Origin of the sequence: Acidovorax sp., from assembly GCF_046314175.1 — a bacterium.
In the GTDB taxonomy this organism is placed as follows: Bacteria; Pseudomonadota; Gammaproteobacteria; order Burkholderiales; family Burkholderiaceae_C; genus Acidovorax.
The window spans coordinates 1-25050 of record NZ_JBKBXG010000077.1 but is presented as its reverse complement, the minus strand read 5'-3'; the positions used below and the strand labels follow the sequence as shown (position 1 = coordinate 25050).

Genomic DNA, 25050 nt, shown 5'->3' with positions numbered 1-25050 from the left:
CCGCTGCGCTGGGCTTTCGGCGCCGCACCCCGCAACCGCCCCGACGCAGGTTGCCCCTTCGCAACGCGAAGGGGTCGCAGACTGGGGGTCGCCCTTTCTTTGGTGACTTTCTTTCGGCGACGCGAAAGAAAGTTACTCGCATGCCGGGCGACTCCCGGCCTCCGCCCTCAAAACGAGCATGTTTCCTAAACCAGCACGCCAATGCTTCCACAAGCTCAGCCCCAACAGATGCAAAGCGCCCAGGCTTAGACAAACTCAGCCCGAAAGGACTTGAGGCATTCAAAAGATCAGGAACCAAAGAGCGGGCACCCAACATCACCGCCCCAAATAGACCTCAATCACCCGCTCATCCGCCTGCACCTGATCGAGCGTCCCCTGCGCCAACACCGCCCCATCGCACAACACCGTAACAATCTCCGAAATGGTGCGGATGAACCCCATGTCATGCTCCACCACCATCAGCGAATGCTTGCCTTTGAGCGTCAAAAACAACTCCGCAGTACGCGCGGTTTCCTCATCCGTCATCCCCGCCACAGGCTCGTCCAGCAGCAATAGCTTCGGGTCCTGCATCAGCAGCATCCCAATCTCCAACCACTGCTTTTGCCCATGGCTCAAGTTCCCCGCCATGCGCGTCACGCTATCCGACAGATGAATGGTGTGCAATATCTCCGCCAGCCGATCCGACTGCATGGAGTCCAACCGGAAGAACATGCTCGACTTCACACCCTTGTGCGTCTTCAATGCCAGTTCCAGGTTCTCAAAAACACTCAGCTGCTCAAACACCGTGGGCTTTTGAAACTTGCGGCCTATCCCTAAGCTCGCGATCTCCGGCTCGTTGTGGCGCAACAAATCGATGGTCGAGCCGAAGTACACCGTGCCGCTGTCCGGCCGCGTCTTGCCGGTGATGATGTCCATCATCGTCGTCTTGCCCGCACCGTTGGGGCCGATGATGCAGCGCAGCTCGCCGGGCGCAATGTCCAGGCTCAGGTTGTTGATGGCCTTGAAGCCGTCAAAACTCACGTTCACATCCTCCAGGTACAGGATGCGGCCGTGGGTGATGTCCACCTCACCGGGCGTGGCGATGCGCGAGAAGCCTGCGGCACGGCCGCCGGATTCCGTCTGGCCCGTAGCCACAGGTGCCAGCTTGTCCTGAAAACGCCGCGCGCCTTCTTCCATCAGGTCGGGCGTCATTGCGCAGCTCCGTTCTTGCTTGTCTTGTCTTTTATTTTCTTCACCAGGCCCACCACACCATTGGGTAAAAACAGCGTGACGGCAATGAAAAGCGCGCCCAGAAAGTACAGCCAGAACTCAGGCGCCGTCACCGTGAGCCAGCTCTTGGCACCATTGACGATGAACGCGCCTACGATGGGCCCGATCAGCGTGGCGCGGCCACCCACTGCGGCCCACACTGCGATCTCAATCGAGTTGGCAGCGCTCATCTCGCCGGGGTTGATGATGCCGACCTGCGGCACATACAGTGCCCCTGCCACGCCGCACATCATGGCGCTGATGGTCCAGATAGTGAGCTTGTAGGGCAGCGGCGAATAGCCCGAGAACATGACTCGCGTTTCCGCATCACGCACGGCCTGCAGCACGCGGCCGAACTTGCTGCGCACCAGCCAGCGCGCCAGCAAGAAGAAGCCCAGCAACGCCAGCCCGGTCAGCACAAACAGCGTCATGCGCATGTTCTGCGTAGCCAGCGGCATGCCCAGAATGCGCTTGAAGTCGGTAAAGCCGTTGTTGCCGCCAAAGCCCGTTTCGTTGCGGAAGAACAGCAGCATGGCAGCGTACGTCATGGCCTGCGTGATGATGGAAAAGTACACGCCCTTGATGCGCGAACGGAACGCGAAGTAGCCAAACACAAATGCGATGACACCCGGCACGGCCACCACCAGAATCAGCGTGGCCACAAAACTGTCAGACAGCATCCAGTGCCAGGGCAGCTCCTTCCAGTCAAGGAACACCATGAAGTCGGGCAGGTCGCTTTTGTAGTTGCCGTCGCGGCCGATCTGGCGCATGAGGTACATGCCCATCACGTAGCCGCCCAGGGCAAAGAACAGCCCATGGCCCAGGCTCAGGATGCCGGTGTAGCCCCAGATGAGGTCCATGGCCAGCGCGCAGATGGCGTAGCACATGATCTTGCCGAGCAGCGCCACGGCATAGTCGCTCATGTGAAAGGCGCTGCCCGCTGGCACCCACAGGTTGAGCACGGGGGCCACGGCGCACACCACGATGAGCGCCACGATGAAGGCCGACCAGCCACCGCGCGTAAGCAGCGGCGCGGGTGCAGGCAGTTGGATAGGGGTAGGAGATGGAGTCGTCATGATGTTGTCGCGTGGCTACTCAATCTGCCGTGCGGCCCTTGACCGCAAAGATGCCCTGGGGCCGCTTCTGGATGAAAATGATGATGAACACCAGCACCGCAATCTTGGCCAGCACCGCGCCCGCCCAGCCTTCCAGAAACTTGTTGAGAACGCCCAAGCCCAGCGCCGCATAAACGGTGCCCGCCAGCTGGCCAACGCCACCCAGCACCACCACCATGAAGGCGTCCACGATGTAGCTCTGCCCCAGGTCAGGCCCCACATTGCCCACCTGGCTCAAGGCGCAACCGGCCAAGCCTGCAATGCCCGAACCCAGCGCAAACGCCATGGTGTCGATGCGCGCGGTGTTCACGCCCATGCACGAAGCAATGGGGCGGTTTTGCGTGACGCCGCGCACGAACAGGCCCAGGCGCGTGCGGCCAATCAGGTAGCCCATGCCCAGCAGCACGGCAATCGCAAAGCCGATGATCACCAGACGGTTGTAGGGCAGCGTGAGGTTGGAGAGCACCTGCACGCCGCCGCTCATCCACGCGGGGTTTTCCACGCCCACGTTCTGCGCGCCAAAAATCGTGCGCACCAGCTGCATCAGTACCAGGCTGATGCCCCAGGTGGCCAGCAGTGTCTCCAGCGGGCGGCCGTACAGAAAGCGCAGCACGCTGCGCTCCAGCACGGCGCCCACGGCGGCGGATGCGCCAAACGCCAGTGGCAGCGCAGCGACCAAGTACCAGTCAAACGCGCCTGGGAAATACTTTTGAAAAATGCCCTGCACCACGTAGGTGGCGTAGGCGCCGATCATCATCAGCTCGCCATGGGCCATGTTGATCACGCCCATGAGGCCGTAGGTGATGGCCAAACCCAGCGCGACCAGCAGCAGGATGGAGCCCAGGCTGATGCCCGAGAACGCGGCGCCTAGGCGCTCGCCCCAGGCCAGTTGTTCGTCAAGCCCCTTGAGGGCCGTTTGCAGTGCAGCTTTGACCTTGGGGTCTTCTTCCACCGTCACGCGCTCATTGAGCAGCAGGCGCGTGTCGGGCGTGGCGCTTTTCGACAAGGCCTCGGCTGCGGCAATGCGCTGTGCGGCGTCTTCGCTGCCCAACAGCGTCGCGGCGCGGGCCAGCTGCAGCTGCACCTTGATGTTCTCGCGCGTTTCTTGCGCCAGGGCCTTGTCCAGCAGCGGCAGGCGGCCCACGTCGGGCTCGCGTGTCAACGCCTTGGCAGCGGCCATGCGCTTGGCTTCGTCTTTGCCAAACAGCGCCAGGCCCGCCAGGGCCGTGTCGATCTCGCCGCGCATGCGGTTGTTGTTGATGATGTCTTCGGCATCCGCAGGCACTGCCACCTCGGCGCCGGTGGCGGGGTCCACACCTTTGTCGTTGCGCACGATGAGCGCCTTGCCTGCCGCTACCTTGACCTCATCGGCGGCCAGCGCTTTCAGAAAGTCTTCAATGCGGTCGCTGGGCTCCACTACGGCTTTCTGCAGGGCGGCTACGCGGTCATCGGTGTCGCCTGCAGCCATGGCCAGAGCCTGTTCGGCGGTGAGTGCGTGCACCTGCGCAGTTGCACACAACAGAACGCAGGCCATCAGCCGGGAAAAGAATGAGGAAAGCATGGAAGGGCCAGTCGGTCAAAAAGCGGTCTGCCTGTGCGACGCGCACAGCCCAGACCAGTGCCCCCGCGCAAGGGCCGCCCCGCCGCGCTGGGGGCGTCCCCCCTGCCCGCATCGCGCAGCGATGCGAGAGCGGGGGGAAGGCGCAAAGCGCCTCAGGGGGGAGTTACATCTTCGCGGGTTCGTCAGGCTTCTTGTCGTTGCCTTCGATGTAAGGCGACCATGGCTTGGCCTTCACAGGGCCAGGCGTCTTCCACACCACGTTGAACTGGCCGTCGGCCTTGATTTCGCCGATGAACACGCTCTTGTGGAGATGGTGGTTCTTTTCGTCCATCTTGCTGACGATGCCGCTCGGTGCCTTGAAGGTCTGGCCCGCCATGGCGGCGATCACCTTATCCACGTCCGTACTCTTGGCCTTCTCGACGGCCTGCTTCCACATGTTGATGCCGATGTAGGTGGCTTCCATCGGGTCGTTGGTCAGCGGCTTGTCCTTGTGGCCGGCGATGTTCTTGGCCTTGGCGTAGTCGGCCCACTTCTTCATGAACGCGGTGTTCTCAGGGCTCTTGATGGACTGGAAGTAGTTCCAGGCAGCCAGGTGGCCCACGAGTGGCTTGGTGTCCACGCCACGCAGTTCTTCTTCACCCACGCTGAACGCGACAACCGGCACGTCCTTGGCCTTCAGGCCCGCGTTACCCAGCTCTTTGTAAAACGGCACGTTGGAGTCGCCGTTGATGGTGGACACCACCGCCGTCTTGCCGCCCTGGCTGAACTTCTTGATGTCGGCCACGATGGTCTGATAGTCAGAGTGGCCGAATGGGGTGTACTTCTCGTCGATGTCGGAATCCTTCACGCCCTTGGACTTCAAGTAGGCGCGCAGGATCTTGTTGGTGGTGCGGGGGTACACATAGTCGGTGCCCAGCAGCACCCAGCGCTTGGCGCTGCCGCCGTCCTTGCTCATCAGGTAGTCCACCGCAGGGATGGCTTGCTGGTTGGGCGCGGCACCGGTGTAGAACACGTTCTTGGACAGCTCTTCACCCTCGTACTGCACGGGGTAGAACAGCAGGCCGTTCATTTCCTCAACCACAGGCAGCACCGACTTGCGGCTCACGCTGGTCCAGCAGCCGAAGATGACCGAGACCTTGTCTTGGCCCAGCAGCTGCTTGGTCTTTTCAGCAAACAGAGGCCAGTTGGAGGCCGGGTCCACCACCACGGGTTCGAGCTTCTTACCCAGCACGCCGCCCTTGGCATTGATCTCGTCAATCGCCATCAGCACGGTGTCTTTCAACACGGTTTCGGAGATGGCCATGGTGCCCGACAGGCTGTGCAGGATGCCGACCTTGATGGTGTCCTGCGCGTGAGCTGGCAGCGCAGACAGGCCAGCGAGCGTAGCGACGGCCGCGAGGGCCTTGAGGGAATAACGACGTTGCATGTGTGCTTCTCCGGTGGTGGTTTCAATCAATCCAACAATCAAACCGCTTCGCTCGCCGGGCTCCCTCCGGAGGCCCTGGGTGATCGAGCGATGGAATGGATTCTGGAGAGCGGGGCCTGCTTCGGAAATACGCCGGGTGGCGTACACGGAGGTCCGGTGCGAACGCGCAGAGCCTGTTCACCCGCGTTGTGTCGGGTAGGCGAAACGCTATGCAATTAGTAGCTATTAGCGCTTGATATATAAGCGCTGGAGTCCAAAAACACTCAAAATCTGCGGCAATCCCGGTGGTGGACAAACGCCCCTCGGATTTACGATGGGCAGCAACGGCCCTCCCCCGCTCACCCCAAAAGGAACAGACCATGGTGAAACGACGCACAGTGCTACTCGGCGGCGCCGCAACGGTGGGCGCGCTGGTCATTGGCTGGGGCGTGATGCCGCCGCGCCAGCGCCTGCACCCGTCCGACCCGCTGCCGCAGACCAGCGGGCAGGCCGCCTTGAACGGCTGGGTCAAAGTGGGGGCTGACAACACCGTGACGGTGATGATGGCCAAGTCCGAAATGGGCCAGGGCGCACACACCGGCCTGGCCGCCATCCTGGCCGAAGAGCTGGACGCCGACTGGGCGCAGGTGCGGATCGAGATGACGCCCATCGACGACATATATAACAACCTGGCCACGGTGGTGGATGGCCTGCCCTTCCACCCCGACAACGACGGGTCGATGAAGGCCGTGGCGGGCTGGTTGACGGCCAAGACTATGCGCGAGGTGGGCGTGATGATGACGGGTGGGTCGAGCAGCATCAAGGACCTGTGGCTGCCCATGCGCGAGGCTGGCGCCCATGCGCGCGCGATGCTCATCCGCGCCGCCGCCGCGCAGTGGGGCGTGCAGGCCACAGAGTGCACCGCCAACGCAGGCTGGGTGGAACACTCCGCGGGCCAGCGCGCCACGTTTGGAGAGTTGGCGGCGCTGGCCGCGCAGCAACCCATGCCGGGCAAGGTCACGCTGAAAGAACCCGCGCAGTTCAAGCTGATCGGCAAGCCGCTCACGCGCATCGAGGCGCCGTCCAAACTCGATGGCACGGCCGTGTTCGGCATCGACGCCAACCCGCCTGGGTTGCTGCACGCGAGCATCGTGATGTGCCCCACCCGCGGCGGCAAGGTGGCCCGCTTTGACGCAGCCGTCGCCCAGAAGCTGCCCGGCGTGAAACACGTGCTGGCCGTGGCGCCGTACCACGGCGGCACCGGCGGCGTGGCGGTGATTGCCGACACGCCCTGGCACGCCAAGAAGGCCGCCGCCGCCGTCACCGTGGAATGGGACCACGGCCCCGCCGCCACCTTGTCGAGCGACACCGTGATGGCGCGACTGACCCAGGCGCTGGACGAAGCCAAGGGCTTTGGTTACCACAGCGCGGGGGATGTGGACGTGGCCATGCAGGGCGCAGCCAGCACCATCACCGCCGACTACCGCGCGCCCTACCTGGCGCACGCCGCGCTCGAACCCATCAACTGCACGGTGCAATTCAAGGACGGTGCCGCCACCGTGTGGACATCCACCCAGGTGCCTGGCTTGGCCCGCCGCGCGGCGGCCAAGGCGCTGGATATTGACGACGAAAAAGTGACCGTGCACCAGCTGCTACTGGGTGGCGGCTTTGGCCGACGGCTGGAGGCCGACTACGTGGCCCAGGCCGCCGCCATAGCCAAGGTGGCGGGTGGCGCGCCCGTGCAGACGCTGTGGAGCCGCGAGCAGGACACACAACACGACTTCTACCGCCCCGCATGCATGGCCCGCTTCAAGGCCGGGTTTGATGCACAGGGCCAGCTGGTGGCGTGGCACAACTTGTCGGTCGGCCAGGCCATCGTGCCGCAAGTGCTGATCCGCACCTTTGGCCTGGCAGGTGCGGGCCCCGACAAAACCACGTCAGAAGGCGCGTTTGACCAGCCTTACGAATGGCCTCATGCGCGTGTTGCGCACGAGATCGTGGATTTGCCCCTTCCCGTGGGCTTCTGGCGCTCGGTCGGGCATTCACACCAGGCGTTCTTCAAGGAGAGTTTTGTGGACGAAGCCGCTGCGGCTGCCAAACAAGACCCGGTGGCCTTTCGCGCCGCACTGCTGCAAAAACACCCGCGCCACCTGAAGGTGCTGCAAAAGGCGGCCGAGCTGGCGGGCTGGGGCACGCCACTGGCACCCGGGGCAGCGGGCGAGCAGCGTGCGCGCGGCGTGGCGCTGCACCAGTCGTTCGGCTCCATCGTGGCGCAGGTGGCCGAGGTGTCGGTGGGAGCGGACAAGGCCATCCGCGTGCACCGCGTGGTGTGCGTTGTCGACTGCGGCGCGGCCATCAACCCCAACCTGATTGCGCAGCAGATGGAAAGCGGCGTGGTGTTTGGGCTGACTGCCGCGCTGTACGGCGAGATCACCCTGAAAGACGGGCAAGTGCAGCAGAGCAATTTTCACGACGTACCGCTGCTGCGCATGGCCGACTGTCCCCTTGTGGAAACGCACATCATCGACAGCGCAGAACCGCCCGAGGGCGTGGGCGAGCCCGGCGTGCCGCCCATTGCGCCCGCAGTGGCCAATGCCCTGTTTGCCCTGACCGGCCAGCGCCTGCGCGCCTTGCCCCTGAAACTTGCCTGACTGGATCGAAGGAACTCCCATGTCCCCCACCCTGCGCATCAACGGCAAAGCCATCTCTGTCACCGCCGAACCCGATACACCCCTGCTGTGGGTACTGCGCGGCGAACTGCATATGAACGGCACCAAGTTTGGCTGCGGCATGGCCCTGTGCGGCGCCTGCACCGTGCACCTGAACGGCGAGCCCGTGCGCGCCTGCATCACGCCCCTGTCGGCCGTGGGCGATGCCGATATCACGACCATTGAAGGGCTACAGGGCCCCGAGGCAACCGCCCTGCGTACCGCGTGGACGGTGCTGGACGTGGCGCAATGCGGCTACTGCCAGAGCGGACAGTTGATGTCAGCCTGCGCGCTGCTGAAGAAAACGCCCAGGCCCAGCGATGCGGACATTGATGCGGCGATGGGGGGCAATGCGTGCCGGTGTGGCACGTATCAGCGGATTCGGGCGGCGATTCATCAGGCGGCGGGCGGCAAGGCGGGCTGAGCCGGGCTGATTTGCTACATTATTTATAGCTACAATCCCATATATAGCAAGCGCCAGACGCCATTTTTATCCGAAATTTTCGTTTCCTCGCATTCCACCAGCGCGGATGACGGGACCTCGAAGCCGCTACACCACGGTGCGCGGCGTGCCCGCTCACATCACTGCTTCAGGGCAGAGTCCCAGTGCTCCACGATCTTGCCGTTTTCGATGCGGAACATGTCGAACCAGGTGGTGGTGTATTTGAGCGAGGCGTCCTTCGGATCGGCATATTCGCGCACAAAGCTCAACGTCACCAGATCGCGCTCTGCAGTGATGGAAACCAGCGGCGCCTTCACGCGGTCTTGCACCGGCACAGGCGCAGGAAGCCTGCGGGAGACAAACCCGACCAGGGCGCCTCGGCCATTGGGCACGTTGGGGTTGTGCTGGATGTACGACTCGGCCACGTACTTCTCCGCCAGGGCCACGTTGCCGGCTTCAAAAACTTCGCGCCAGAAGTCGTACACCAGGCGCTTGTTGGCCGCCAGCTGCGGGTCGCTGCTGGCCAGCATGGGCGCGTGGTCCGGGTTGGCACTGACGGGCGTCTGGGCGAATGCTGGCATACAGAGGGTGGCGGCGATAGCAGCACAGGCAAATATCTTGGACGGAGACATGGATAGAAACCTCATAAAAAGAAACAAAACAGGGGCCATGTGAAAGCCGTGGAAGTGCAGCCACTACCTGCACCTGCCGAACATCCCAATGACTGCAAGGTGGTGTTCGGAGTTCAAGCCAGGGTCTTGAGTGCCACCGTAAAAACCGCTTCTTCCACCCCGCGTGGGTTGGTGGTGAACGCCAGCCAGCGACAAGCCTCCACATCCCGATCTGCGAAGTCGGTGCGATCACGCAGGCCGCCCTTTTCACTCTGCCAGTAAGTCTGCGTTGTCACCGCCTGGTGGCCTGCGGCCTCAAACCGCCAGTGCAGGTGGCGGCGCCGGGTGCCGTAGATGCCTGGCACGATGCTGTCGAAGGCAAACTGCCCCTTCGCATCGGTTGTGGAAAGCCCTCGCAGATTGACCTGCGCAGGCTTGTAGCGGCTGACGTCGCCATTGCCATTGGGGTGGTGGTGGCCCTCGGTATCGCAGTGCCAGATCTCGACGCGCACATTGGCCAGCGGTGTTTTTCCGTTGGCTCCGCCCAGCACCACACCGGTGATGCGCATGGGCTTGCCAGAGGCGCCCCGCTTGTTGATGTCTGTGGCCGCTCCGACATTGCGTACGTAGTACGGCCCTTCCGTGGCGGCGCGGGTGGGGCCGCAGCCAGCGGTGCATGGGGAATCAGCGCAGTCGGGCTGGCGCTGCGCCCACAAAGCACCCACCGGGGCGGTGGTGAGCACGGTGCCCGCTGTGCGGATAAATCGACGGCGTTCAATCACGGCAATCTCCTGAGAACCTGTTCAAGATCTTTTCGGGGTCGCACAAGTACCTTGCCGGGATGGGATGCAAGGCGCGGTGCGCAGTTGATAGCTCGGCTATCAACAAGCGCCGCAACGCCGCAGACCGCCCGGCAAGGCACTTGCCCGACGGGTTGGAGGAAATCGGGCGATTGGACGCCCCGGCTGCTTGCATGGGCATGAGCCCATGCGGCACATCCGAAGCATCCACTCATCCCGATTGCACTCCAATGCGATCCCCGCAAAGATTTTGAACAGGTTCTGAGATGCAGGGATGGATAGAAATGCGGACGGCTAATTCAGCGCCGCACGCACCATGGCACTGTCTACATATTGCTCCATGCTGACGATCTTTCCGTCCTTGAGCCGGTACAGGTGCGCGAAAGTGGCGGTCATCGCCTTGCCAGTGGCCCGGTAAGTGCCCGAATACACACCAAAGGCGGCAACCCGGTCACCATCAGCCAGATAGGTGTGCACCTTGGCGCTGTAGCCGATCCACTCCGTGGCCAGGCGCTGGAATACGTTGGCGATGATGGCGTCGGGGCCGGTGTAGGTGCCGGCATAGGGGAAGCCTGCGGCTTCGGTCCAGGTTGCCTCGGGCGCCAGGGCGGCCAGCAGGTTCTTGCCGTTTTCTTCGGACGGGCCTTCGTAAGTAGCGCGGATGATGTCGAGGGAAGTAGTCATGGTCTCAACCCCACTTCATTTCGCCGGTGGCGACCTTGGCGCCAATTTGCAGGGCGATAGCCATTCCCGCGTCGGGATACCGTGCCGTCATGGCGGCGATCAGTTCTGCGCTGGTGGGTCTCTTGGCCAGTTCTTCCTCAAAGGCCAGCAGGTAGCTGCGTGTGTAGGCAATGGCCGCTGCGCTGGTCTGTGCGCCGGGCACCATGTGCCCCGCCACCACCACGGCAGGCTGGCGCGCTGCCATGGCGTCGAGCGTCTTCACCCATGCTGCACGCAGCTCGGCAGACGCCGTATCAGCCGTCCACACGTGCACGCCGGAGAACAACAGCACGCCGCCAAACACGGCGTTCAGCGCGGGCACCCACAGGTAGCGGCGGTTGGGCAGGTCGTCGATGCTGACGATCTCGATGCGTTCGCCATCCACGGTCAGTGCGTCGCCATCGAAGGCCTGGGGCAACACCACGTCGGCCAGCGTCTGCGGGCCGTTGTCCTTGAGCTGCGGCCCCCAGGTGTCCAGCTTCTTTTGCACGTTGGCGTTGATGGCGGCAATCGTCGCGCTGGCGGCAATGACGCGTGCATCGGGAAAGGCCGCCTTGATCGGCCCCAGGCTGAAGTAGTAGTCCGGATCGCTCTGGCTGATGTAGACCGTGGTGAGTTTCTTGCCGCTGGCCTGGATGGCAGCCACCACGGCAGCTCCATCCGACAGGGTGAAGCCCCCATCGATCAGCACGGCTTCGGTGGCGCCCGAAACCAGCACCGGGGCACGGAAAAATCCGTGCTCGCCGGCCGGAAGGTGCTTCCAGGCAAGAGGTTGGTGGGTGGTGGCGTTCATGGGCGGCTCCTTGAAGGTTTCTGCGGTGACGAATGGCGGCTGACCGTGGTCAGTGACGGTGGCTGCAGCCCGTCGCGGTCCGTGCCGCAGAGGGTTCAGCCAAGTTCACTGTAGGGGCCCAGGGCCTTGCGAAAAAGCACTTATGATGAAAATCATCTTTCTGCTAAACAGAACAATATGATTGAGCTTGATCGTTTACGGCGCATGGGCTTGTTCGCACTGGTGGTGCGCCATGGCTCGTTTTCAGCCGCATCGCGGGCGCAGGACCTGGCGACCTCGGTGTTGAGTTCTGCCGTCAGCCAGCTCGAAGAAGAACTTGGCGTGCGCCTGCTGCACCGCACTACGCGCAGCCTGTCGCTGACCGAAGCCGGCCAGCTGTTCCATGAAAAATGTGTGGAGATGCTGGCCGCCGCGGAGATGGCGCAGGAACTGGTGGCCGATGGCTCGCACGCGATATCGGGCCGCCTGCGCATCTCTGCCGCATCCGATGTGGCCCACAAAATCGTGCTGCCGGCACTGATGCCCCTGGCCCGCCAGCACCCCAAGCTGCTGCTCGACATTCAGGTGGACGACCACATCGTGGATATGGCCACGCAGTCCATCGACTTGTCGATCCGCTCGGGCTGGATGCGCGACTCGTCGCTGGTGGCGCGCAAGCTGGCCGACCTGCATGAAGTGCTGGTGGCATCGCCCGACTACCTGCAGCGCTACGGTATGCCGGATTCACCCGAAACCCTGCGCAAGCACCGAATCGTCGGTTTCAAGCGCTTTTCGGAGCCCACCACGCTGGTCTTCAAGAACGATACAGGCCAGAGCGTGCGTGTGGCGATGGCACCCGGCGCAATGACGGACAACGTCTACATGCTGCACGAGCTGACCGTGCAGGGCCTGGGAATCGCCCGCATGCCGAGCTATCTGACGCAGGACGCAGTCAATAGCGGCGCCCTGGTCCGGCTGCTGACCGACTGGCGTCTGCCCGGGGCGGGTATTTATGCCGTCACACTCAAACGCACGCTGCAGCCCCCAAAGGTCACGGCCGCCATTGATGCGCTAAGCGCCTATCTTCAAGTGCTGTAAGGCTGCCTGGGGGCACTCGGTGGTGGGCGCGCTTCGGCGGGAACCAGCCCTGCGGCGAGGTTCGCGCCCGGCTCCAGTTAGAGTAACCGCCTCATTTCACCTGCACCCAGCTGTTCGCAAGCTCCCCACCGCGTCCCTTTTCTGTCGTAAAAACCATGTCCAACCTCGTCGTCCACGGCGGCACCCCGCTGCGGGGCCGCATCATTCCATCCGCCAACAAGAACGCGGTGCTGCCCGTGCTGTGCGCCACGCTGCTCACCAACGAGCCGCTCAGGCTGCTCGGCGTGCCTGACATCACCGACGTGCGCAAGATCCTCGACATCTTCCGCACGCTGGGCAGCGATGTGCAGATGGACCACGCCACAGGCACGCTGGACCTGCACCACCACGCCACCACGTTCGACGCGGCCCACCACCGCCTGCCCGAGGAAATGCGCTCCTCCATCATGCTGGTGCCCCCGCTGCTGGCGCGCTTTGGCGTGGCGCGGCTGGAGGATAACGTCAAGGGCTGCACGCTGGGCGTGCGCGAGATCGACCCGCACGTGGAGGTGTTTGGCCGCTTTGGCGGCACGGTGGAGCGGGCCGAGGGATCGCTGCTGATCCGCTGCGAAGGCCGCCTACAGGCCAACCACCACTGGCTGGACTACGCATCGGTCACCACCACCGAGAACTTTGTGCTGTGCGCCGCCACGGCCGAGGGCACGTCGGTGCTGACCAATGCCGCGTCGGAGCCGCATGTGCAGGAGTTCTGCCGCTTCATGGCGCTGATCGGCGTGCGCATTGAGGGCATGGGCACCTCGCGCATCACGGTGCATGGCGGCACGCAGCTGCGTGGCGGGGAGTTCCGTTTCGACGAAGATTTTCACGAGATCACCACCTTCCTCGCCTTGGGCGCGATCACCGGCGGCGACGTAGTGGTGAAGAACAGCGCACCCGAGAACTTTCCGCTCATCGACCGCACCTTTGCCAAGTTCGGCGTCACCATCACGCACGAGGACGGCTGGTCGCGCGCGCACTGCGCGGGCCCGCTCAAGGTGCAGACGCCGTTCACCAGCAACGTGCTGACCAAGGTAGAGGCGGCGCCCTGGCCGTACTTTCCGGTGGACCTGCTGCCCATCTTCATCGCGCTGGGTGTGCGGGCCGAGGGCAATGCGCTGTTCTGGAACAAGGTGTATGACGGCGCCTTGGGCTGGGCGGGCGAGCTGTCCAAGTTTGGCGCGCATGTGTTCCAGTCCGACCCACACCGTCTGGTGACCTTTGGCGGCAAGCCGCTGACCCCGGCCGTGGTCGAGAGCCCTTACATCATCCGCGTGGCGATTGCGCTCTTCATGGTGGCGGCCAGCACGCCCGGGCGCTCGGAGATCCGCAACGCCACGCCGATCCGCCGTGCCCACCCGCACTTTGTGGAAAACCTGCGCAGCCTGGGCGTGCAGGTGGAGTGGACGAGCGAGGAATGACGGGCCGCCGCGTGGGGCCGTGCCTATCGGGGCGGCGAGCACGCCGTCCTCGTCTTCGTCCGGCTCGATGAGTACATGGACCGCCGAGGCCCCGCCGTGCTGCACATCGGCGCAGTACACGGCGTTGCGCCCCGTGCCCTTGGCGCGGTAAAGAGCCTTGTCCGCCCGGTTGACCAGTTCTTCAAAGTCAACTCCTGAGCCCTTGTGCATCGTGGCCACCCCAATGCTGACGGTGACCGAAACACTCGCGCCCTCCTCGTTGACCGGCACGTTCAGCGCAGCCACTTCATGGCGCAGGGATTCGGCCACGCGCAGCGCGCTGACGTTGTCGGTTTCGGGCAACACGATGACGAATTCCTCGCCCCCGATCCGCGCCACGATGTCCACACCGCTGCGCTTGCGTGCCGTGCACGCGTCGGCCACGGCGCAGATCACGCGGTCGCCAGCAAGGTCGCCCCAGGCGTCGTTGACCGCCTTGAAAAGGTCGATGTCCACCACCAGCAAGGACAGCGGGTGGTCAAAGCGTTCGGAGCGTTTGCATTCGTTGGCGCCCAACTCCATCAGCGCGCGCCGGTTGGCCAGGCCGGTCAGCGAGTCGTTGGCAGCCAATAGCTCCAGCGCGGTGTTCAGCTCTTGCAACAGCTTGTTCTGCTCCAGCAGCTCCTGGTTGATCTGGGCGATCTCGTCCTCCTTTTGCTTGCGGTCATGGATGTTGAAGGTGACGCCAATCAGCCGCTTGCCCGGCGTGTCGGTGTTGCGGTCCATGATGCGGCCATAGTTGGCAAACCAGATCCATTCTCCGGCCTTGGAGCGCAGCCGAAACTCTGCGCGGTATTGCGGGGTGACGCCCGCCACGTGGTCGGCCACGGCATGCTTGACCATGTCCAGATCACCGGGGTGAAACAGGCCGAAGATGTCTTGCACACCTGACGCCATCTCGTCTTCACCAAAGCCCAGTTCCCTGAAAGTCTTCGTCGCCTTGTAGGTCACCTGGCCCGTCACCAGATCGTTCTCCCACAGGTCCAGCCCGGCGGCCTCCAGCACCAGATCCAGCCGTTCCTTGTTCAGGTCTTGTTCTTCATTCATTGCGGCTCGCACACACATCCATCAGGCGTTTGGCATGGCTGGCACGATACGCCAGCTCATTAGGTTGTCAACCCGCTGCATCCCTTGGCATCGTGGGGCATCGTGGGGAGGTATGGACCACCGTGGGATATCCATGACTCGGGACAACCACATCGCCTGAAACCACTCTGGTAGAGCGGTGCGCCTTCGCCTATGCTCTGCACAGCGCGTAAATTCTGACAAAAACTCCCAGACACACACCATGAGCCATCTAGAAAAAGCCCCCGTCTACGGTACCGAAGACCTGTTGATCAGCCTGTGCAACTCTGTCACCCGCGTATTGAATGTGGCGACCCACGGCCAGATTCACTACTCGGGCATGGTGCAGCGCATCAGCAAAACCTGCCTGAAGCCCGATATCGGCTGTTTTGTGTTGTTTGACGGCGGCTTCTCAGGGTTGGTGATCATCAATTTCTCGGCCGCTGCCGCGATGGAGCTGTACGCCAGCTACCTGCTGAACATGGGCATGTCCAAGGACGACCTGGTTACCTCGTACACCTCGGACGAAGTGAGCAACGTAATGGGCGAGCTGATGAACCAGGTGGTGGGCGACTTCACCGGCAAGGTGCGCCGCGAACTGCAGACCCACATCACCCAGAACCAGCCCAAGATGCTGGTGCTGAACAAGCAGGTGATTCTGAGCGTGGACGCCAACCTGGACAAGCCCGAAGCCCGGCGCGTAACCTTCTACACCAGCAACAACAACATCTTCTATCTGGAACTGGCCATCGACCGCACCGAGTTCATCAAGCTCTACGACTTTGAAGCCCAGGAAGTGCCCGACGCCGACGAGCTGATGGCCCAGTCGCAGGACGCGCCGCAAGTCCCCCCACCACCGCCTGCGGGACCGGACGATACGGATGCGCTGCTGAAATCGCTGGGGATGTAGTTCTTCAAAAACAATAGCTGCTAGCGCTTTATAGATAAGCGCTAGGGATGTCCTGCATAACCCTCGCGTGGCGGTGATAGTGCGGGTCGGGATGGGCCGCAAGGCGTCTTTTGGCAGCCAATAGCCGTGCTATTGGCAAGAAAAGCAACGCAGTGGACCGCCCGAAGCCGTGCTATCACCGTCCGCAGGGAGTTGTGCAGCACATCCCTAGAGCCATATTTCATTCAAAAATCGAGCGCCAGACGCGCTCGAAGCGTGCGCCCCTCCGTCCCAAGTTGCAAGAGGAACCCGCACGGAGCTGGCGCAAGCCTTGAGGCGCTGGCCTCCGGCGCATTCGTGGGACTTCGAAATTGATAGCTGATAGCGCCTTGCTGATAAGCGCTGGAGGCAAAAAACACCAAAAACTACTCTCTCCGACGTGGGTGCTGCTGCCGGATGCAAATCACCCCCTACCGGCAATAACCCGGTGGGCGAGCAGATACACAGGATTTCAGCATCAACGTCAGCGCCGCGCGCCAAGGCGCTCCGCGATCCAGATACCGCCAAGCACCATCACCAGCGCCACCGCGTGATAAGCCCCCACCGGCTCGCTCAGCACCCACACGGCCAGCGCGGGGCCAAACACGGGATTGAGGTTGAGGAACACGCTGGCACGCGCCGGGCCGATCAGCTCTACCGCGCGGATAAACAGGATCTGCGAAACGAACGACGGCAGCAGCCCCACGTAGACCAGGATGAGCCAGCCCTGCAGCGTGGGCCAGAAAAAGCGCCCGGTCGCCACTTCGGCCGCCAGCAGCGGCAATGAGGCCAGCGCCGCAACGCCCGCCACCGCTGAGAAAAAAACCAGCGGCGGCACCACGGGGCGGGACCGCAGCCCCAGCGTGTAGCCCGCGTACAGCACACAGGCCAGCAAAATCCATACGTCGCCGATGTTGAAATCGAGCGCCGCCAGCACAGCCCAGCTGCCTCGCGAGGCCACGATGGCCACGCCCGCCAGCGTGATGACCACCCCCACCATCTGCAGCGCGGTAACACGCAGCCGCAGAAACAGCACACCGCCCAGCAACACCAGCACCGGGATCATTCCCTGAATCAGTGCCAGGTTGACCGCCGTGGTGTGGTGGGCCGCTGCGTAGAACAGCGCGTTGAACGCGGTAAAGCCGCTGACACCCATCAGCGCCAGATACGTCCAGCGGCCCCGCAGTGCAGGCAGGTGCTGCACCACCTGTTGGCGCGCGACGAACCACAGCGCAATGCAGGCAATGCTCCAGCGCGCCGTGGTGAGCATCATGGGAGACACGTGGCCCACCGCCAGGCGCGCTGCAACGGCGTTGCTGCCCCAGATGAGGGTGGTGACGATGAGGAGAAACGCGGGGCGCTGGTACAGGCCGCGCCAAAAAGCACTGCGCGTGGCGGCAGAGGGGGATGCGGACATGGCAGCGAGCGTAGCAAACTCGGTGGGCTCTGTTGGCCAGGACCATATCGACGCTCGGCTGACATATAGCAACTACGCAACGCCAGCCAAAAGTCTCGAATATTACATTTACAGACATTCCTCAGTCATCACAATCCAGCTGCAATCAAAGCCCTACCAAATACAAAAAACATATGATCCTATTCACCGAAGAACCAGCCGAACCGGTTACTAATGGAAAAATACTTTATGGCCCAGGAAAAGGTCTAAAAAAAATAGTTTTCAAAGGACTGGATGTAACCAAAAGCATAGTAACAAAGATAGCCACCATTGATTCTTCAAAGAAGAAAATAATATTAATTCAACCAAGTGAAAAATCACTTTATCGTTCAGGCTTGAACGAAAAGGGCGTCTCAGGCTATCTTTACATCTTTGCACATGCAACCCCGGACAGAATTCAAGGAATTACCGAAGGCTCCATCGTCGCACAGCTGGTCCGCGCCAGTGGTATCTGGAATGGCGAACCGATACTGATCGACGCTTGTAACGCAGGGGGAACGCCACAAGGAATTGCAAGCTCTTTGGCGTTGAGCTTACAAACGTATGTGACAGCCCCAACGTCCCTTACTTGGAACTATCCACTGGGCGGCCCTGCAGTGGGACAGGGGGCATTTGACAAACTTCCAGGCAAACTAGCCAATTTACCTTTTCCGGACCTGACCAAGCCTGGCCAATGGCGCACTTGGGGACCTGACGGCAATCCCATATCGACAACTCGCACTTCGCCTCGGGATGCAGGAAGCCCAACAGCCCCTCTACAAGTAAACAAAAAATGACTCCGCCGAAAAAAAGGCCGGGTGCCTATCCTCTTTCTTTTTTATTGGTAGTTCTTGCCGCTGTATCGGTATTCTGTTGGTGGTGGATAGATAGCTATCAAAACTGTCCGGATCAAGATGAGCACTCACTGAGAGGCGCCTGTTTGATTAAAATAAAAAAACAGGCAGAAGATGGACAGGTGGGTTCCCAATGGACCTATGCAGACTATTTATACGCCATTGGTCAAAGAGAAGATGCCGAGAAATGGCATCAGATAGCAATGCGCAATTCGACCAAAGGAACAGACATCTGGGGAACACTAATAGGGCGTTGTGACAAAACGCCTAATTTTGATCACAAAACAGTGGAAGAAAAAATTAAAGGGATCGCCCAAGTGAGTCCAGATGCAAATCTTCTATTATTAAGCTTGTATCTCACAAAAAATTGTGGCGCTTTCAGCCTAGAAAAAGCCAGCGCAATCATCCCCCTCGTGAATCAATGCGCCCACTTAACTCTTGGCGACTACATTCGAATTGCAGAGGATAAAAAATATCGCATAACCGAAAAAATAATTTCAGAAATAGAAACCAATCTGAAACTGTGTCAGTCCGCAATGCAACACGACACGAGTGATGGGAGTCAAGTCCAGGAAATCATTCCTCCAGGGGACGCCTCCTTGAAAAAATTATCGGAAATGCTATTTAAGCTGAGAAATTCTTAACTTGTAAGCGATTAGTTTTTGCATCCCAAAGGGGGGCCTCATTTCGCCATCCGCTGCGTTCACGCAAGAGAAAAGTGACCGCGCTTCCTCAACCCTCAAACTGAGGGTGCAACTGCCGAATCCGGTTCATCGCCATACCTGCCGCTGCGGTGCGTGTCTCCACCCCCAGCTTGGCAAACACGCGCTCCAGGTGCTTTTTGACCGTGGCGGGGCTGGCGCCCAGGATGTCGCCGATGTCGCGGTTGATCTTGCCCTTGACCACCCAGTAGAGCACCTCGGCCTCGCGGGCGGTGAGCTTGAAGGACAGGCTCATGGATTCGATGATTTTGGCGTCCGACACCTCGCGCATCACGATGAGCCAGTCGCCGCCGCCGGCGCTGTCGCCGGCCTGCTGGTGCAGGCGGAAGGTGAGGCGGCGCGCGCCCTGCTCTACGGCCAGGCGCGGGGGTTCGGCAAGGGACGCTGCCAGCAGCTCTGCGGCGTTGTCGGCGAGCACGTGGCGGCGCAGCCAGGCCTGCACCGGCTCGGGGGCCCATTGGCCGAATGCGGTGGGCAGGCCATCAGCACCCACCTCGCCAAAGTAACTTTGCAGCAGCTCGCGCGCCAGCGGGGTTTGCCAGACGATGCGGCCGTCCACCGCGCGCACGGTGATGCTGGCGTAGCCAAAGGCGTCGAGTGCATTGCGGGCCTCACGGGCCTGGCTTGCGTCCTGCCGGGCCTTTCGGGCGGCGCCCAGGTGCACGCCCATGCGGGCCATCACCTCGCGGGGCTTGATGGGCTTGGTGACGTAGTCCACGCCACCGGCCTCCAGCGCGGCCACGAGGTGCTCGGTCTCGGTGAGGCCCGTCATGAAGATGATGGGGATGTGCGCCGTGGCGGGCGATGCCTTGAGGCGCCGCGCCACTTCAAAGCCGTCCATGCCGGGCATCATGGCGTCGAGCAGCACAATGTCCGGCAGGGCCTGCGCGGCGCGCTGCAAGGCGGCTTCGCCATGCGTGGCCACCAGCACGGTGTAGCCGGATTCGTCGAGCGCGTCGTGCAGAACGGCCAGGTTGTCGGGCACGTCGTCCACGATCAGCACCACGTCGCTGTCGCTGCGGTCCAGCGCGGCGCTGGGCGATGCCGGTGCGGGGTACGAAGGAGGAATTGCGGTGGTCATCACGATGGCGCTTGCTCCAGGATCTGGCCCATGGCATCGAACTGGAACTGCTTGGCCAGTTGACGCATGGTGTCGACGAAGACGGTGTGCGCGGGCTGGCTGCGTTCGATGTCGTCCAGGGTGTTGAGGATGCCACGGTAATAACCCAGCGCCACCACCTGTGCCAGCGCCGCGAGTGTGGCGGCATCGGGGTAGGTCAGCGGCGCAGGGGCGGCGGGCGGTGCGGCAGTATCAGACACGCAGGGCAAGTGCGTAGCGGGGGCTTCGTCGTATTGCCACAGCAGGCCCAGCCGACGCTCCAGCCAGCCCAGCAGCTCGCTGTGGCGCACGGGCTTGACGATGAAGTCCTCGGGGCGGATCTCCACATCGTTGTCCAGCGCCTTGTCGAACGCATTGGCCGAAACGATCGCGCAGTGGACATCCTCCAGGTGCATCTGGCGCACGCGCCGCAGCGTCTCCCACCCGTCGATGCCTGGCATGGCCAGGTCCATGAAGATCGCGTGCGGGCGGTAGCCGGTGGCCAGCAGGTCCAGCGCGTCGTGGCCGCTGGCGGCCTGGCGCAGTTCAAAGCCCAGGGGTTCGAGCAGTTGCACCAGCAATTCGCGGTCGGGCTCTTCGTTGTCCACGACCAGGATGCGGCGGCGCTCGCCGGCGTAGCCCTTGCGGGCACGCTGTGCAAGGGCGGCCAGTGCGGCGGGTGGCGGGGCGGTTTTGCCCAAAGCGTCGGCATGCACCTCGGGCAGGAACAGTTTGACGTGAAACACTGAGCCCACGCCGGGTGTGCTGGTCACCGTCAGCTCGCCGCCCATCAGCGCGGTGAGCATCTTGGCGATGGTCAACCCCAGTCCCGCACCCGGCGCTGACGCTGACCCGCTGCCGCCAGATCCGCCGCGTGTGAAGGGCTCGAAGATGCGGTCGATCTCGTCGGCGCTCAGGCCCGGCCCGGTGTCCTGCACCTCAATGCGGGCCATCTCGCGGGCGTAGCGCACGCGCAGCGTGACGGTGCCGTGCGCGGTGAACTTGACGGCGTTGCCCAGCAGGTTGATGAGGATCTGGCGCAGGCGCTTTTCGTCGGCGCGCACCACCTCAGGAATAACGCCCAGCACGTCGAACTGAAACGCCAGCCCCTTGGCGGCGGCCTGTAGCTCGAACAGGCTGGCCATCTCGTGCAGGCCATCGGAAAAACGCATGGGCGTCACGTCGAGCGTGAGCTTGCCAGACTCGATGCGCGCGATGTCGAGCGTGCCTTCGATGAGCGACAGCAAGTGCTCGCCACCGCGCCGGATCACATGCACGGCCTGCTTGCGGTGGGGCGGCACGCCCGCGTCCTCGCCCATCAGCTGCGCGTAGCCCAGGATGGAGTTGAGCGGTGTGCGGATCTCGTGGCTGATGGCGCTGATGTAGCGGCTCTTGGCCTGGTTGGCCTGGTCTGCGGCCAGTTTTGCCTCTTCCGCCACCTGGCGCGCCTGCTCGGCCACGCTGCGCGCGGTTTGCAGCGCTTCGTCGGTCTGGCGGTGCAGTTCGATCTCGCGCACCAGCAAGCCCGTCTGGCGGTTGGATTCCTCTTGCGCTACCTGGCGGCTTTTGTGCGCCAGCACCAGCCACCAGGCCACGATGCCAGAGATGACCAGCAGCGCCAGATACGCCTTAAGCAAGCCCGAGCGCAAGGCCACCTCCGGCGCAGCCAGCACCTCGGTGTTGGTCAAGGCCTGGGCAATGGTGTTGAGCTCCTGGTGGTAGAGCAGGCCCATGACGGACGCCAGCAGGGGTGCAATCACCAGCATCAGCAGCAGGAAGTGGCCCAGGCCCGTATCCAGGTAGCGCCACACCGCACGTGGCAGCACCCAGCGCAGCGCGGCCGACCACTGCACCGCCATGCTGGCGTGGGGCTTGCACAGGTCGCCACAGCGCGCATCGAGCGTGCAGCACAGCGAGCAGATGGCACCCCGGTAGGCGGGGCACTGGGCCATATCAGGTGCCTCGTATTCGCGCTCGCAGATCACGCAGCGCTGCACGGTGTAACGCACGTAGCTGCCCAGGTTTTCTTCGCCCCGTCGGCCCGGACCATGCATGGGCACTGTCTGTACATCGGCCAGCGCAGCGGGCTCGGGCTGCCGCGCGATGTAGTAGCGCCCCTGTGTGGCCCATGCAATCAACGGCGCGGTGACAAACGCCACGGCCATCGCAATCACCGCCGAGAACGCCTGCGGCAGCGGGCCAAAGAACCCCAGGTGCGCGCTGATGGACACGATGGACGCCAGCGCCATCGACCCCACGCCCACCGGGTTGATGTCATACAGATGCGCGCGTTTGAACTCGATGCCCTTGGGCGACAGGCCCAGCGGCTTGTTGATGACGAGGTCGGCCACCACGGCCATGATCCAGGCGATGGCGATGTTGGAATAAAGCCCCAGCACCTCGCCCATGGCGCGGAACACGTTCATCTCCATCAGCATGAAGGCGATGAGCGTGTTGAACACCACCCACACCACACGCCCCGGGTGGCTGTGCGTAAGGCGCGAAAAGAAGTTGGACCACGCCAGTGACCCTGCGTACGCATTGGTCACGTTGATCTTCATCTGCGAGATCACCACAAACAGCGCCGTGGCCGCCACCGCCCAGCCGTAGTGCGGGAACACGTATTCATACGCCACCAGGTACATCTGGTTGGGGTCTACCGCGCGGTCTGCCGGCACCATGTGGTTGAGCGCCAGGTAGGCCAGCAGCGCGCCGCCCAGCATCTTGAGCACGCCCAGCACCACCCAGCCCGGCCCGCCCACCAACACGCCCAGCCACCAGCGCCCGCGCGTGGCGGGGGTGGATGCGGGCATAAAGCGCAGGTAGTCGGCCTGCTCCCCCATCTGGGTAATCAGTGCAATGCCGACGGTCAGCGCCGCACCAAACAAGGGCAGTTGAAATGTGGCACCCCGCATTGACTCACCACCGTAGTGCACGATGCCGGAAAACGCACCAGGATCGCGCACCAGCACATACACAAACGGCACCACCAGCATCACCAGCCACAGCGGCTGGGTCCACATCTGCAGGCGGCTGATGGCCGAAACGCCATGCGTGACCAGTGGAATCACCACAATGGCGCAGATGAGGTAGCCCCACGTGGGCGGAATGTCGAGCGCCAGCTCCAGCGCGTAGGCCATCACGGCGGCTTCGAGCGCGAAGAAGATGAAGGTGAAGCTGGCGTAGATGAGCGAGGTGAGCGTGGAGCCGATGTAGCCAAACCCCGCGCCGCGCGTGAGCAGGTCCATGTCCACGCCGTAGCGCGCTGCATACACGCTGATTGGCAGCCCCGCCAGAAAGATGATGAGCCCCGTGGCCACGATGGCCCAGAAGGCGTTGATGAAGCCGTACTGCACCAGCAGCGTGGCGCCAATAGCCTCCAGGATCAGGAAAGACGCCGCCCCGAACGCCGTGTTGGCCACCCGCCATTCAGACCACTTGCGAAAGCGCTGCGGGGTGTAGCGCAGCGCGTAATCCTCCATGGTTTCGGTGGCCACCCAGCTGTTGTAGTCGCGGCGCACCTTGACGACCTGTTGGGGGGCCTGCTGGGGTTCGTGTGCGGCCATGCCGGGCTCGGGCGGCTGCAGCGGTGCGGCGTCAGCAGGGGCGATGGAGGCGGTGTGGGGGGGCATGGGCAATGGCGGCGGTCACCCCTTCAGGTGCAGTTTCCATGCCACTGAACCGGGGGACCTTAGCCAGATGACGTATGGCGGGCACGGGGCTTGCTGCCTATGATGGATTCGCTTCCACCAGATCACCGGTACACCATGGAACTCACCCCTCGCGTTCGACCGCCCCAGCGGTCGCGCGAGCCATTGACCCCAGCATTGAGTAAAACGAAATGGAATTAACCCCTCGCGTTCGACCGCTTCAGCGGTCGGGCGAGCCATTGACCCCAGCATTGAGTGAAAAGAAATGGAATTAACTCCTCGCGAAAAAGACAAGCTGCTGATCTTTACCGCCGCCCTGCTGGCAGAACGCCGCAAGGCCCGGGGCCTCAAGCTCAATTACCCCGAGGCCGTGGCCCTGATCAGCGCCGCCGTGATGGAAGGCGCCCGCGACGGCAAGACCGTGGCGCAGCTGATGAGCGAGGGCCGCACCGTGCTGACCCGCGCAGACGTGATGGACGGCATCGCAGAGATGATTCCGGACATCCAGGTCGAAGCCACCTTCCCCGATGGCACCAAGCTCGTCACCGTGCACCAGCCGATCGTCTGACCCCTATCTCTACCTCTTTCTCTCTGTGGAGCCCCCATGCGCATTGCACTTTCACACCGCCACACAGCTGCTCTGATTTTTATAGCTATCAGCGCAATCAGTACAAGCGCTAGCGCCCATACAGGCGCTGAATCACACATCCACAACAGCTTTTTGAGCGGCTTTGCCCACCCCTTGTTCGGCCTGGACCACCTGGCCGCCATGGTGGCCGTGGGCCTGTGGAGCGCCCTGGCCGCGCGCAGTGCCGGACGCGAACTGCTGTGGGGCCCCGTGGGCTTTGCGGCCATGCTGCTGGTGGGCGCCGTGCTGGGCCTGCAGGGCGTGGCACTGCCTGCGGTGGAGCCGATGATTGCCGCGTCGCTGCTGGTCACGGGCCTGCTCGTGGTGTCGCGCCTGCGCGTTCCGGGGCTGGTGGCGGCTCTGGGCGTGGGGGTGTTTGCCGTGTTCCACGGCGTCGCCCACGGCTACGAGCTGGCCGGCGACGACAGCGCCTGGCAAACCCTGGCGGGCATGCTCGCTGCCACCGTGCTGCTGCACGGCGCAGGCCTCGCTGCTGGCTGGGCGCTGCGCAACCGCCAGGTGTGGCTGGCACGCGCAGCGGGCGCTGGCGTGGCTGCGTTCGGTGGTGCGCTGCTGCTGCAGCAGATGGCGTGATGGCAGTGACTGCCTGCGCGCTTGCCAAGATGACAAGCCCCTCTCCCCTCGCGGGAGAGGGGTTGGGGAGAGGGGGCGCGACTGGCGCGACTAGCG

20 protein-coding genes and 1 pseudogene are annotated in these 25050 nt (G+C 62.9%); 9 read left to right on the top strand and 12 right to left on the bottom strand.

What is annotated here, in order from left to right:
• Positions 1-315: 315 nt before the first annotated feature.
• From urtD to urtA, 4 genes are all read right to left on the bottom strand, one after another.
• Positions 316-1191: an urea ABC transporter ATP-binding protein UrtD gene (gene urtD, locus ACK4OE_RS19325; RefSeq protein ID WP_409887145.1), complete on the bottom strand. Its 876-nt coding sequence runs from the start codon at positions 1189-1191 to the stop codon at positions 316-318.
• Complete coding sequence (gene urtC / locus ACK4OE_RS19320) at positions 1188-2324, bottom strand: urea ABC transporter permease subunit UrtC (RefSeq protein WP_409887143.1); 1137 nt, start codon at positions 2322-2324, stop codon at positions 1188-1190. The genes urtD and urtC overlap by 4 nt, the downstream gene beginning before the upstream one ends.
• 19 nt (positions 2325-2343) lie before the next feature.
• Positions 2344-3924, bottom strand: a complete 1581-nt coding sequence (gene urtB / locus ACK4OE_RS19315; protein ID WP_409887141.1) for an urea ABC transporter permease subunit UrtB — start codon at positions 3922-3924, stop codon at positions 2344-2346.
• Positions 3925-4087: 163 nt separating this feature from the next.
• The gene (gene urtA / locus ACK4OE_RS19310; RefSeq protein WP_409887139.1) at positions 4088-5350 is read right to left on the bottom strand and encodes an urea ABC transporter substrate-binding protein; all 1263 of its coding nucleotides are present in this window, start codon (positions 5348-5350) and stop codon (positions 4088-4090) included.
• 359 nt (positions 5351-5709) lie between these two features.
• Between urtA and ACK4OE_RS19305 the strand changes: the two genes are divergently transcribed.
• Positions 5710-7980, top strand: coding sequence for a molybdopterin cofactor-binding domain-containing protein (locus tag ACK4OE_RS19305; RefSeq protein WP_409887137.1), 2271 nt, complete (start codon positions 5710-5712; stop codon positions 7978-7980).
• A gap of 19 nt (positions 7981-7999) precedes the next feature.
• Positions 8000-8461: a (2Fe-2S)-binding protein gene (locus ACK4OE_RS19300; RefSeq protein ID WP_409887135.1), complete on the top strand. Its 462-nt coding sequence runs from the start codon at positions 8000-8002 to the stop codon at positions 8459-8461.
• Positions 8462-8619: 158 nt separating this feature from the next.
• Here ACK4OE_RS19300 and ACK4OE_RS19295 read toward each other — a convergent pair whose 3' ends face one another.
• From ACK4OE_RS19295 to ACK4OE_RS19280, 4 genes are all read right to left on the bottom strand, one after another.
• Complete coding sequence (locus tag ACK4OE_RS19295; RefSeq protein WP_409887134.1) at positions 8620-9060, bottom strand: nuclear transport factor 2 family protein; 441 nt, start codon at positions 9058-9060, stop codon at positions 8620-8622.
• Between the two features lie 164 nt (positions 9061-9224).
• Positions 9225-9872 (bottom strand): hypothetical protein, encoded by a 648-nt coding sequence (locus ACK4OE_RS19290; protein WP_409887132.1) that lies wholly within the window; start codon positions 9870-9872, stop codon positions 9225-9227.
• Positions 9873-10184: 312 nt separating this feature from the next.
• Positions 10185-10574, bottom strand: coding sequence for a nuclear transport factor 2 family protein (locus ACK4OE_RS19285; protein WP_409887130.1), 390 nt, complete (start codon positions 10572-10574; stop codon positions 10185-10187).
• 4 nt (positions 10575-10578) lie between these two features.
• Positions 10579-11406, bottom strand: coding sequence for an MBL fold metallo-hydrolase (locus ACK4OE_RS19280; RefSeq protein ID WP_409887128.1), 828 nt, complete (start codon positions 11404-11406; stop codon positions 10579-10581).
• Positions 11407-11583: 177 nt separating this feature from the next.
• Here ACK4OE_RS19280 and ACK4OE_RS19275 point away from each other — a divergent pair, with 177 nt between their 5' ends.
• Together ACK4OE_RS19275 and ACK4OE_RS19270 are read left to right on the top strand one after the other, a co-directional pair.
• On the top strand, positions 11584-12483 hold the full coding sequence (locus tag ACK4OE_RS19275) for a LysR substrate-binding domain-containing protein (protein ID WP_409887126.1): 900 nt from the start codon (positions 11584-11586) through the stop codon (positions 12481-12483).
• A gap of 155 nt (positions 12484-12638) precedes the next feature.
• Positions 12639-13940 carry a UDP-N-acetylglucosamine 1-carboxyvinyltransferase gene (locus ACK4OE_RS19270; RefSeq protein ID WP_409887124.1) on the top strand — a complete coding sequence of 434 codons (1302 nt, stop codon included), beginning with the start codon at positions 12639-12641 and terminating at the stop codon, positions 13938-13940.
• Positions 13941-14108: 168 nt separating this feature from the next.
• Here ACK4OE_RS19270 and ACK4OE_RS19265 read toward each other — a convergent pair.
• Positions 14109-14876: pseudogene (locus tag ACK4OE_RS19265) on the bottom strand (GGDEF domain-containing protein); the annotation flags it as partial.
• A 391-nt stretch (positions 14877-15267) separates the two neighbouring features.
• Here ACK4OE_RS19265 and ACK4OE_RS19260 point away from each other — a divergent pair.
• A complete protein-coding gene (locus tag ACK4OE_RS19260; protein ID WP_409887122.1) occupies positions 15268-15954 on the top strand; it encodes a DUF3334 family protein in 687 nt (228 codons plus the stop codon).
• Positions 15955-16456: 502 nt separating this feature from the next.
• On the opposite strand, the gene ACK4OE_RS19255 is transcribed toward ACK4OE_RS19260, so the two are convergent.
• Positions 16457-17389 carry a DMT family transporter gene (locus tag ACK4OE_RS19255; RefSeq protein WP_409887120.1) on the bottom strand — a complete coding sequence of 311 codons (933 nt, stop codon included), beginning with the start codon at positions 17387-17389 and terminating at the stop codon, positions 16457-16459.
• 173 nt (positions 17390-17562) lie between these two features.
• Here ACK4OE_RS19255 and ACK4OE_RS19250 point away from each other — a divergent pair, with 173 nt between their 5' ends.
• A complete protein-coding gene (locus tag ACK4OE_RS19250; protein WP_409887118.1) occupies positions 17563-18204 on the top strand; it encodes a hypothetical protein in 642 nt (213 codons plus the stop codon).
• Positions 18201-18905: a hypothetical protein gene (locus ACK4OE_RS19245; protein ID WP_409887116.1), complete on the top strand. Its 705-nt coding sequence runs from the start codon at positions 18201-18203 to the stop codon at positions 18903-18905. Before ACK4OE_RS19250 ends, ACK4OE_RS19245 begins: the two co-directional genes overlap by 4 nt.
• A gap of 88 nt (positions 18906-18993) precedes the next feature.
• Here ACK4OE_RS19245 and ACK4OE_RS19240 read toward each other — a convergent pair whose 3' ends face one another.
• Both ACK4OE_RS19240 and ACK4OE_RS19235 read right to left on the bottom strand, forming a co-directional pair.
• The gene (locus ACK4OE_RS19240; protein WP_409887114.1) at positions 18994-20064 is read right to left on the bottom strand and encodes a response regulator; all 1071 of its coding nucleotides are present in this window, start codon (positions 20062-20064) and stop codon (positions 18994-18996) included.
• On the bottom strand, positions 20064-23714 hold the full coding sequence (locus ACK4OE_RS19235; protein WP_409887113.1) for an ATP-binding protein: 3651 nt from the start codon (positions 23712-23714) through the stop codon (positions 20064-20066). The genes ACK4OE_RS19240 and ACK4OE_RS19235 overlap by 1 nt, the downstream gene beginning before the upstream one ends.
• A gap of 283 nt (positions 23715-23997) precedes the next feature.
• On the opposite strand from ACK4OE_RS19235, the gene ACK4OE_RS19230 reads away from it, so the two are divergent.
• Together ACK4OE_RS19230 and ACK4OE_RS19225 are read left to right on the top strand one after the other, a co-directional pair.
• Entirely contained in the window at positions 23998-24300 is a 303-nt protein-coding gene (locus ACK4OE_RS19230) for an urease subunit gamma (protein ID WP_124510104.1), read from the top strand.
• A gap of 36 nt (positions 24301-24336) precedes the next feature.
• Entirely contained in the window at positions 24337-24954 is a 618-nt protein-coding gene (locus tag ACK4OE_RS19225; protein ID WP_409887111.1) for a HupE/UreJ family protein, read from the top strand.
• Positions 24955-25050 lie beyond the last annotated feature (96 nt).

Excerpts from the sequence above, each read along its gene's own strand:
- urtD (WP_409887145.1), bottom strand. The coding sequence starts at position 1,191 with ATGACGCCCGACCTGATGGAAGAAGGCGCGCGGCGTTTTCAGGACAAG.
- urtC (WP_409887143.1), bottom strand. The coding sequence starts at position 2,324 with ATGACGACTCCATCTCCTACCCCTATCCAACTGCCTGCACCCGCGCCG.
- urtB (WP_409887141.1), bottom strand. The coding sequence starts at position 3,924 with ATGCTTTCCTCATTCTTTTCCCGGCTGATGGCCTGCGTTCTGTTGTGT.
- urtA (WP_409887139.1), bottom strand. The coding sequence starts at position 5,350 with ATGCAACGTCGTTATTCCCTCAAGGCCCTCGCGGCCGTCGCTACGCTC.
- ACK4OE_RS19305 (WP_409887137.1), top strand. The coding sequence starts at position 5,710 with ATGGTGAAACGACGCACAGTGCTACTCGGCGGCGCCGCAACGGTGGGC.
- ACK4OE_RS19300 (WP_409887135.1), top strand. The coding sequence starts at position 8,000 with ATGTCCCCCACCCTGCGCATCAACGGCAAAGCCATCTCTGTCACCGCC.
- ACK4OE_RS19295 (WP_409887134.1), bottom strand. The coding sequence starts at position 9,060 with ATGCCAGCATTCGCCCAGACGCCCGTCAGTGCCAACCCGGACCACGCG.
- ACK4OE_RS19285 (WP_409887130.1), bottom strand. The coding sequence starts at position 10,574 with ATGACTACTTCCCTCGACATCATCCGCGCTACTTACGAAGGCCCGTCC.
- ACK4OE_RS19280 (WP_409887128.1), bottom strand. The coding sequence starts at position 11,406 with ATGAACGCCACCACCCACCAACCTCTTGCCTGGAAGCACCTTCCGGCC.
- ACK4OE_RS19275 (WP_409887126.1), top strand. The coding sequence starts at position 11,584 with ATGATTGAGCTTGATCGTTTACGGCGCATGGGCTTGTTCGCACTGGTG.
- ACK4OE_RS19270 (WP_409887124.1), top strand. The coding sequence starts at position 12,639 with ATGTCCAACCTCGTCGTCCACGGCGGCACCCCGCTGCGGGGCCGCATC.
- ACK4OE_RS19260 (WP_409887122.1), top strand. The coding sequence starts at position 15,268 with ATGAGCCATCTAGAAAAAGCCCCCGTCTACGGTACCGAAGACCTGTTG.
- ACK4OE_RS19255 (WP_409887120.1), bottom strand. The coding sequence starts at position 17,389 with ATGTCCGCATCCCCCTCTGCCGCCACGCGCAGTGCTTTTTGGCGCGGC.
- ACK4OE_RS19250 (WP_409887118.1), top strand. The coding sequence starts at position 17,563 with ATGATCCTATTCACCGAAGAACCAGCCGAACCGGTTACTAATGGAAAA.
- ACK4OE_RS19245 (WP_409887116.1), top strand. The coding sequence starts at position 18,201 with ATGACTCCGCCGAAAAAAAGGCCGGGTGCCTATCCTCTTTCTTTTTTA.
- ACK4OE_RS19240 (WP_409887114.1), bottom strand. The coding sequence starts at position 20,064 with ATGACCACCGCAATTCCTCCTTCGTACCCCGCACCGGCATCGCCCAGC.
- ACK4OE_RS19235 (WP_409887113.1), bottom strand. The coding sequence starts at position 23,714 with ATGCCCCCCCACACCGCCTCCATCGCCCCTGCTGACGCCGCACCGCTG.
- ACK4OE_RS19230 (WP_124510104.1), top strand. The coding sequence starts at position 23,998 with ATGGAATTAACTCCTCGCGAAAAAGACAAGCTGCTGATCTTTACCGCC.
- ACK4OE_RS19225 (WP_409887111.1), top strand. The coding sequence starts at position 24,337 with ATGCGCATTGCACTTTCACACCGCCACACAGCTGCTCTGATTTTTATA.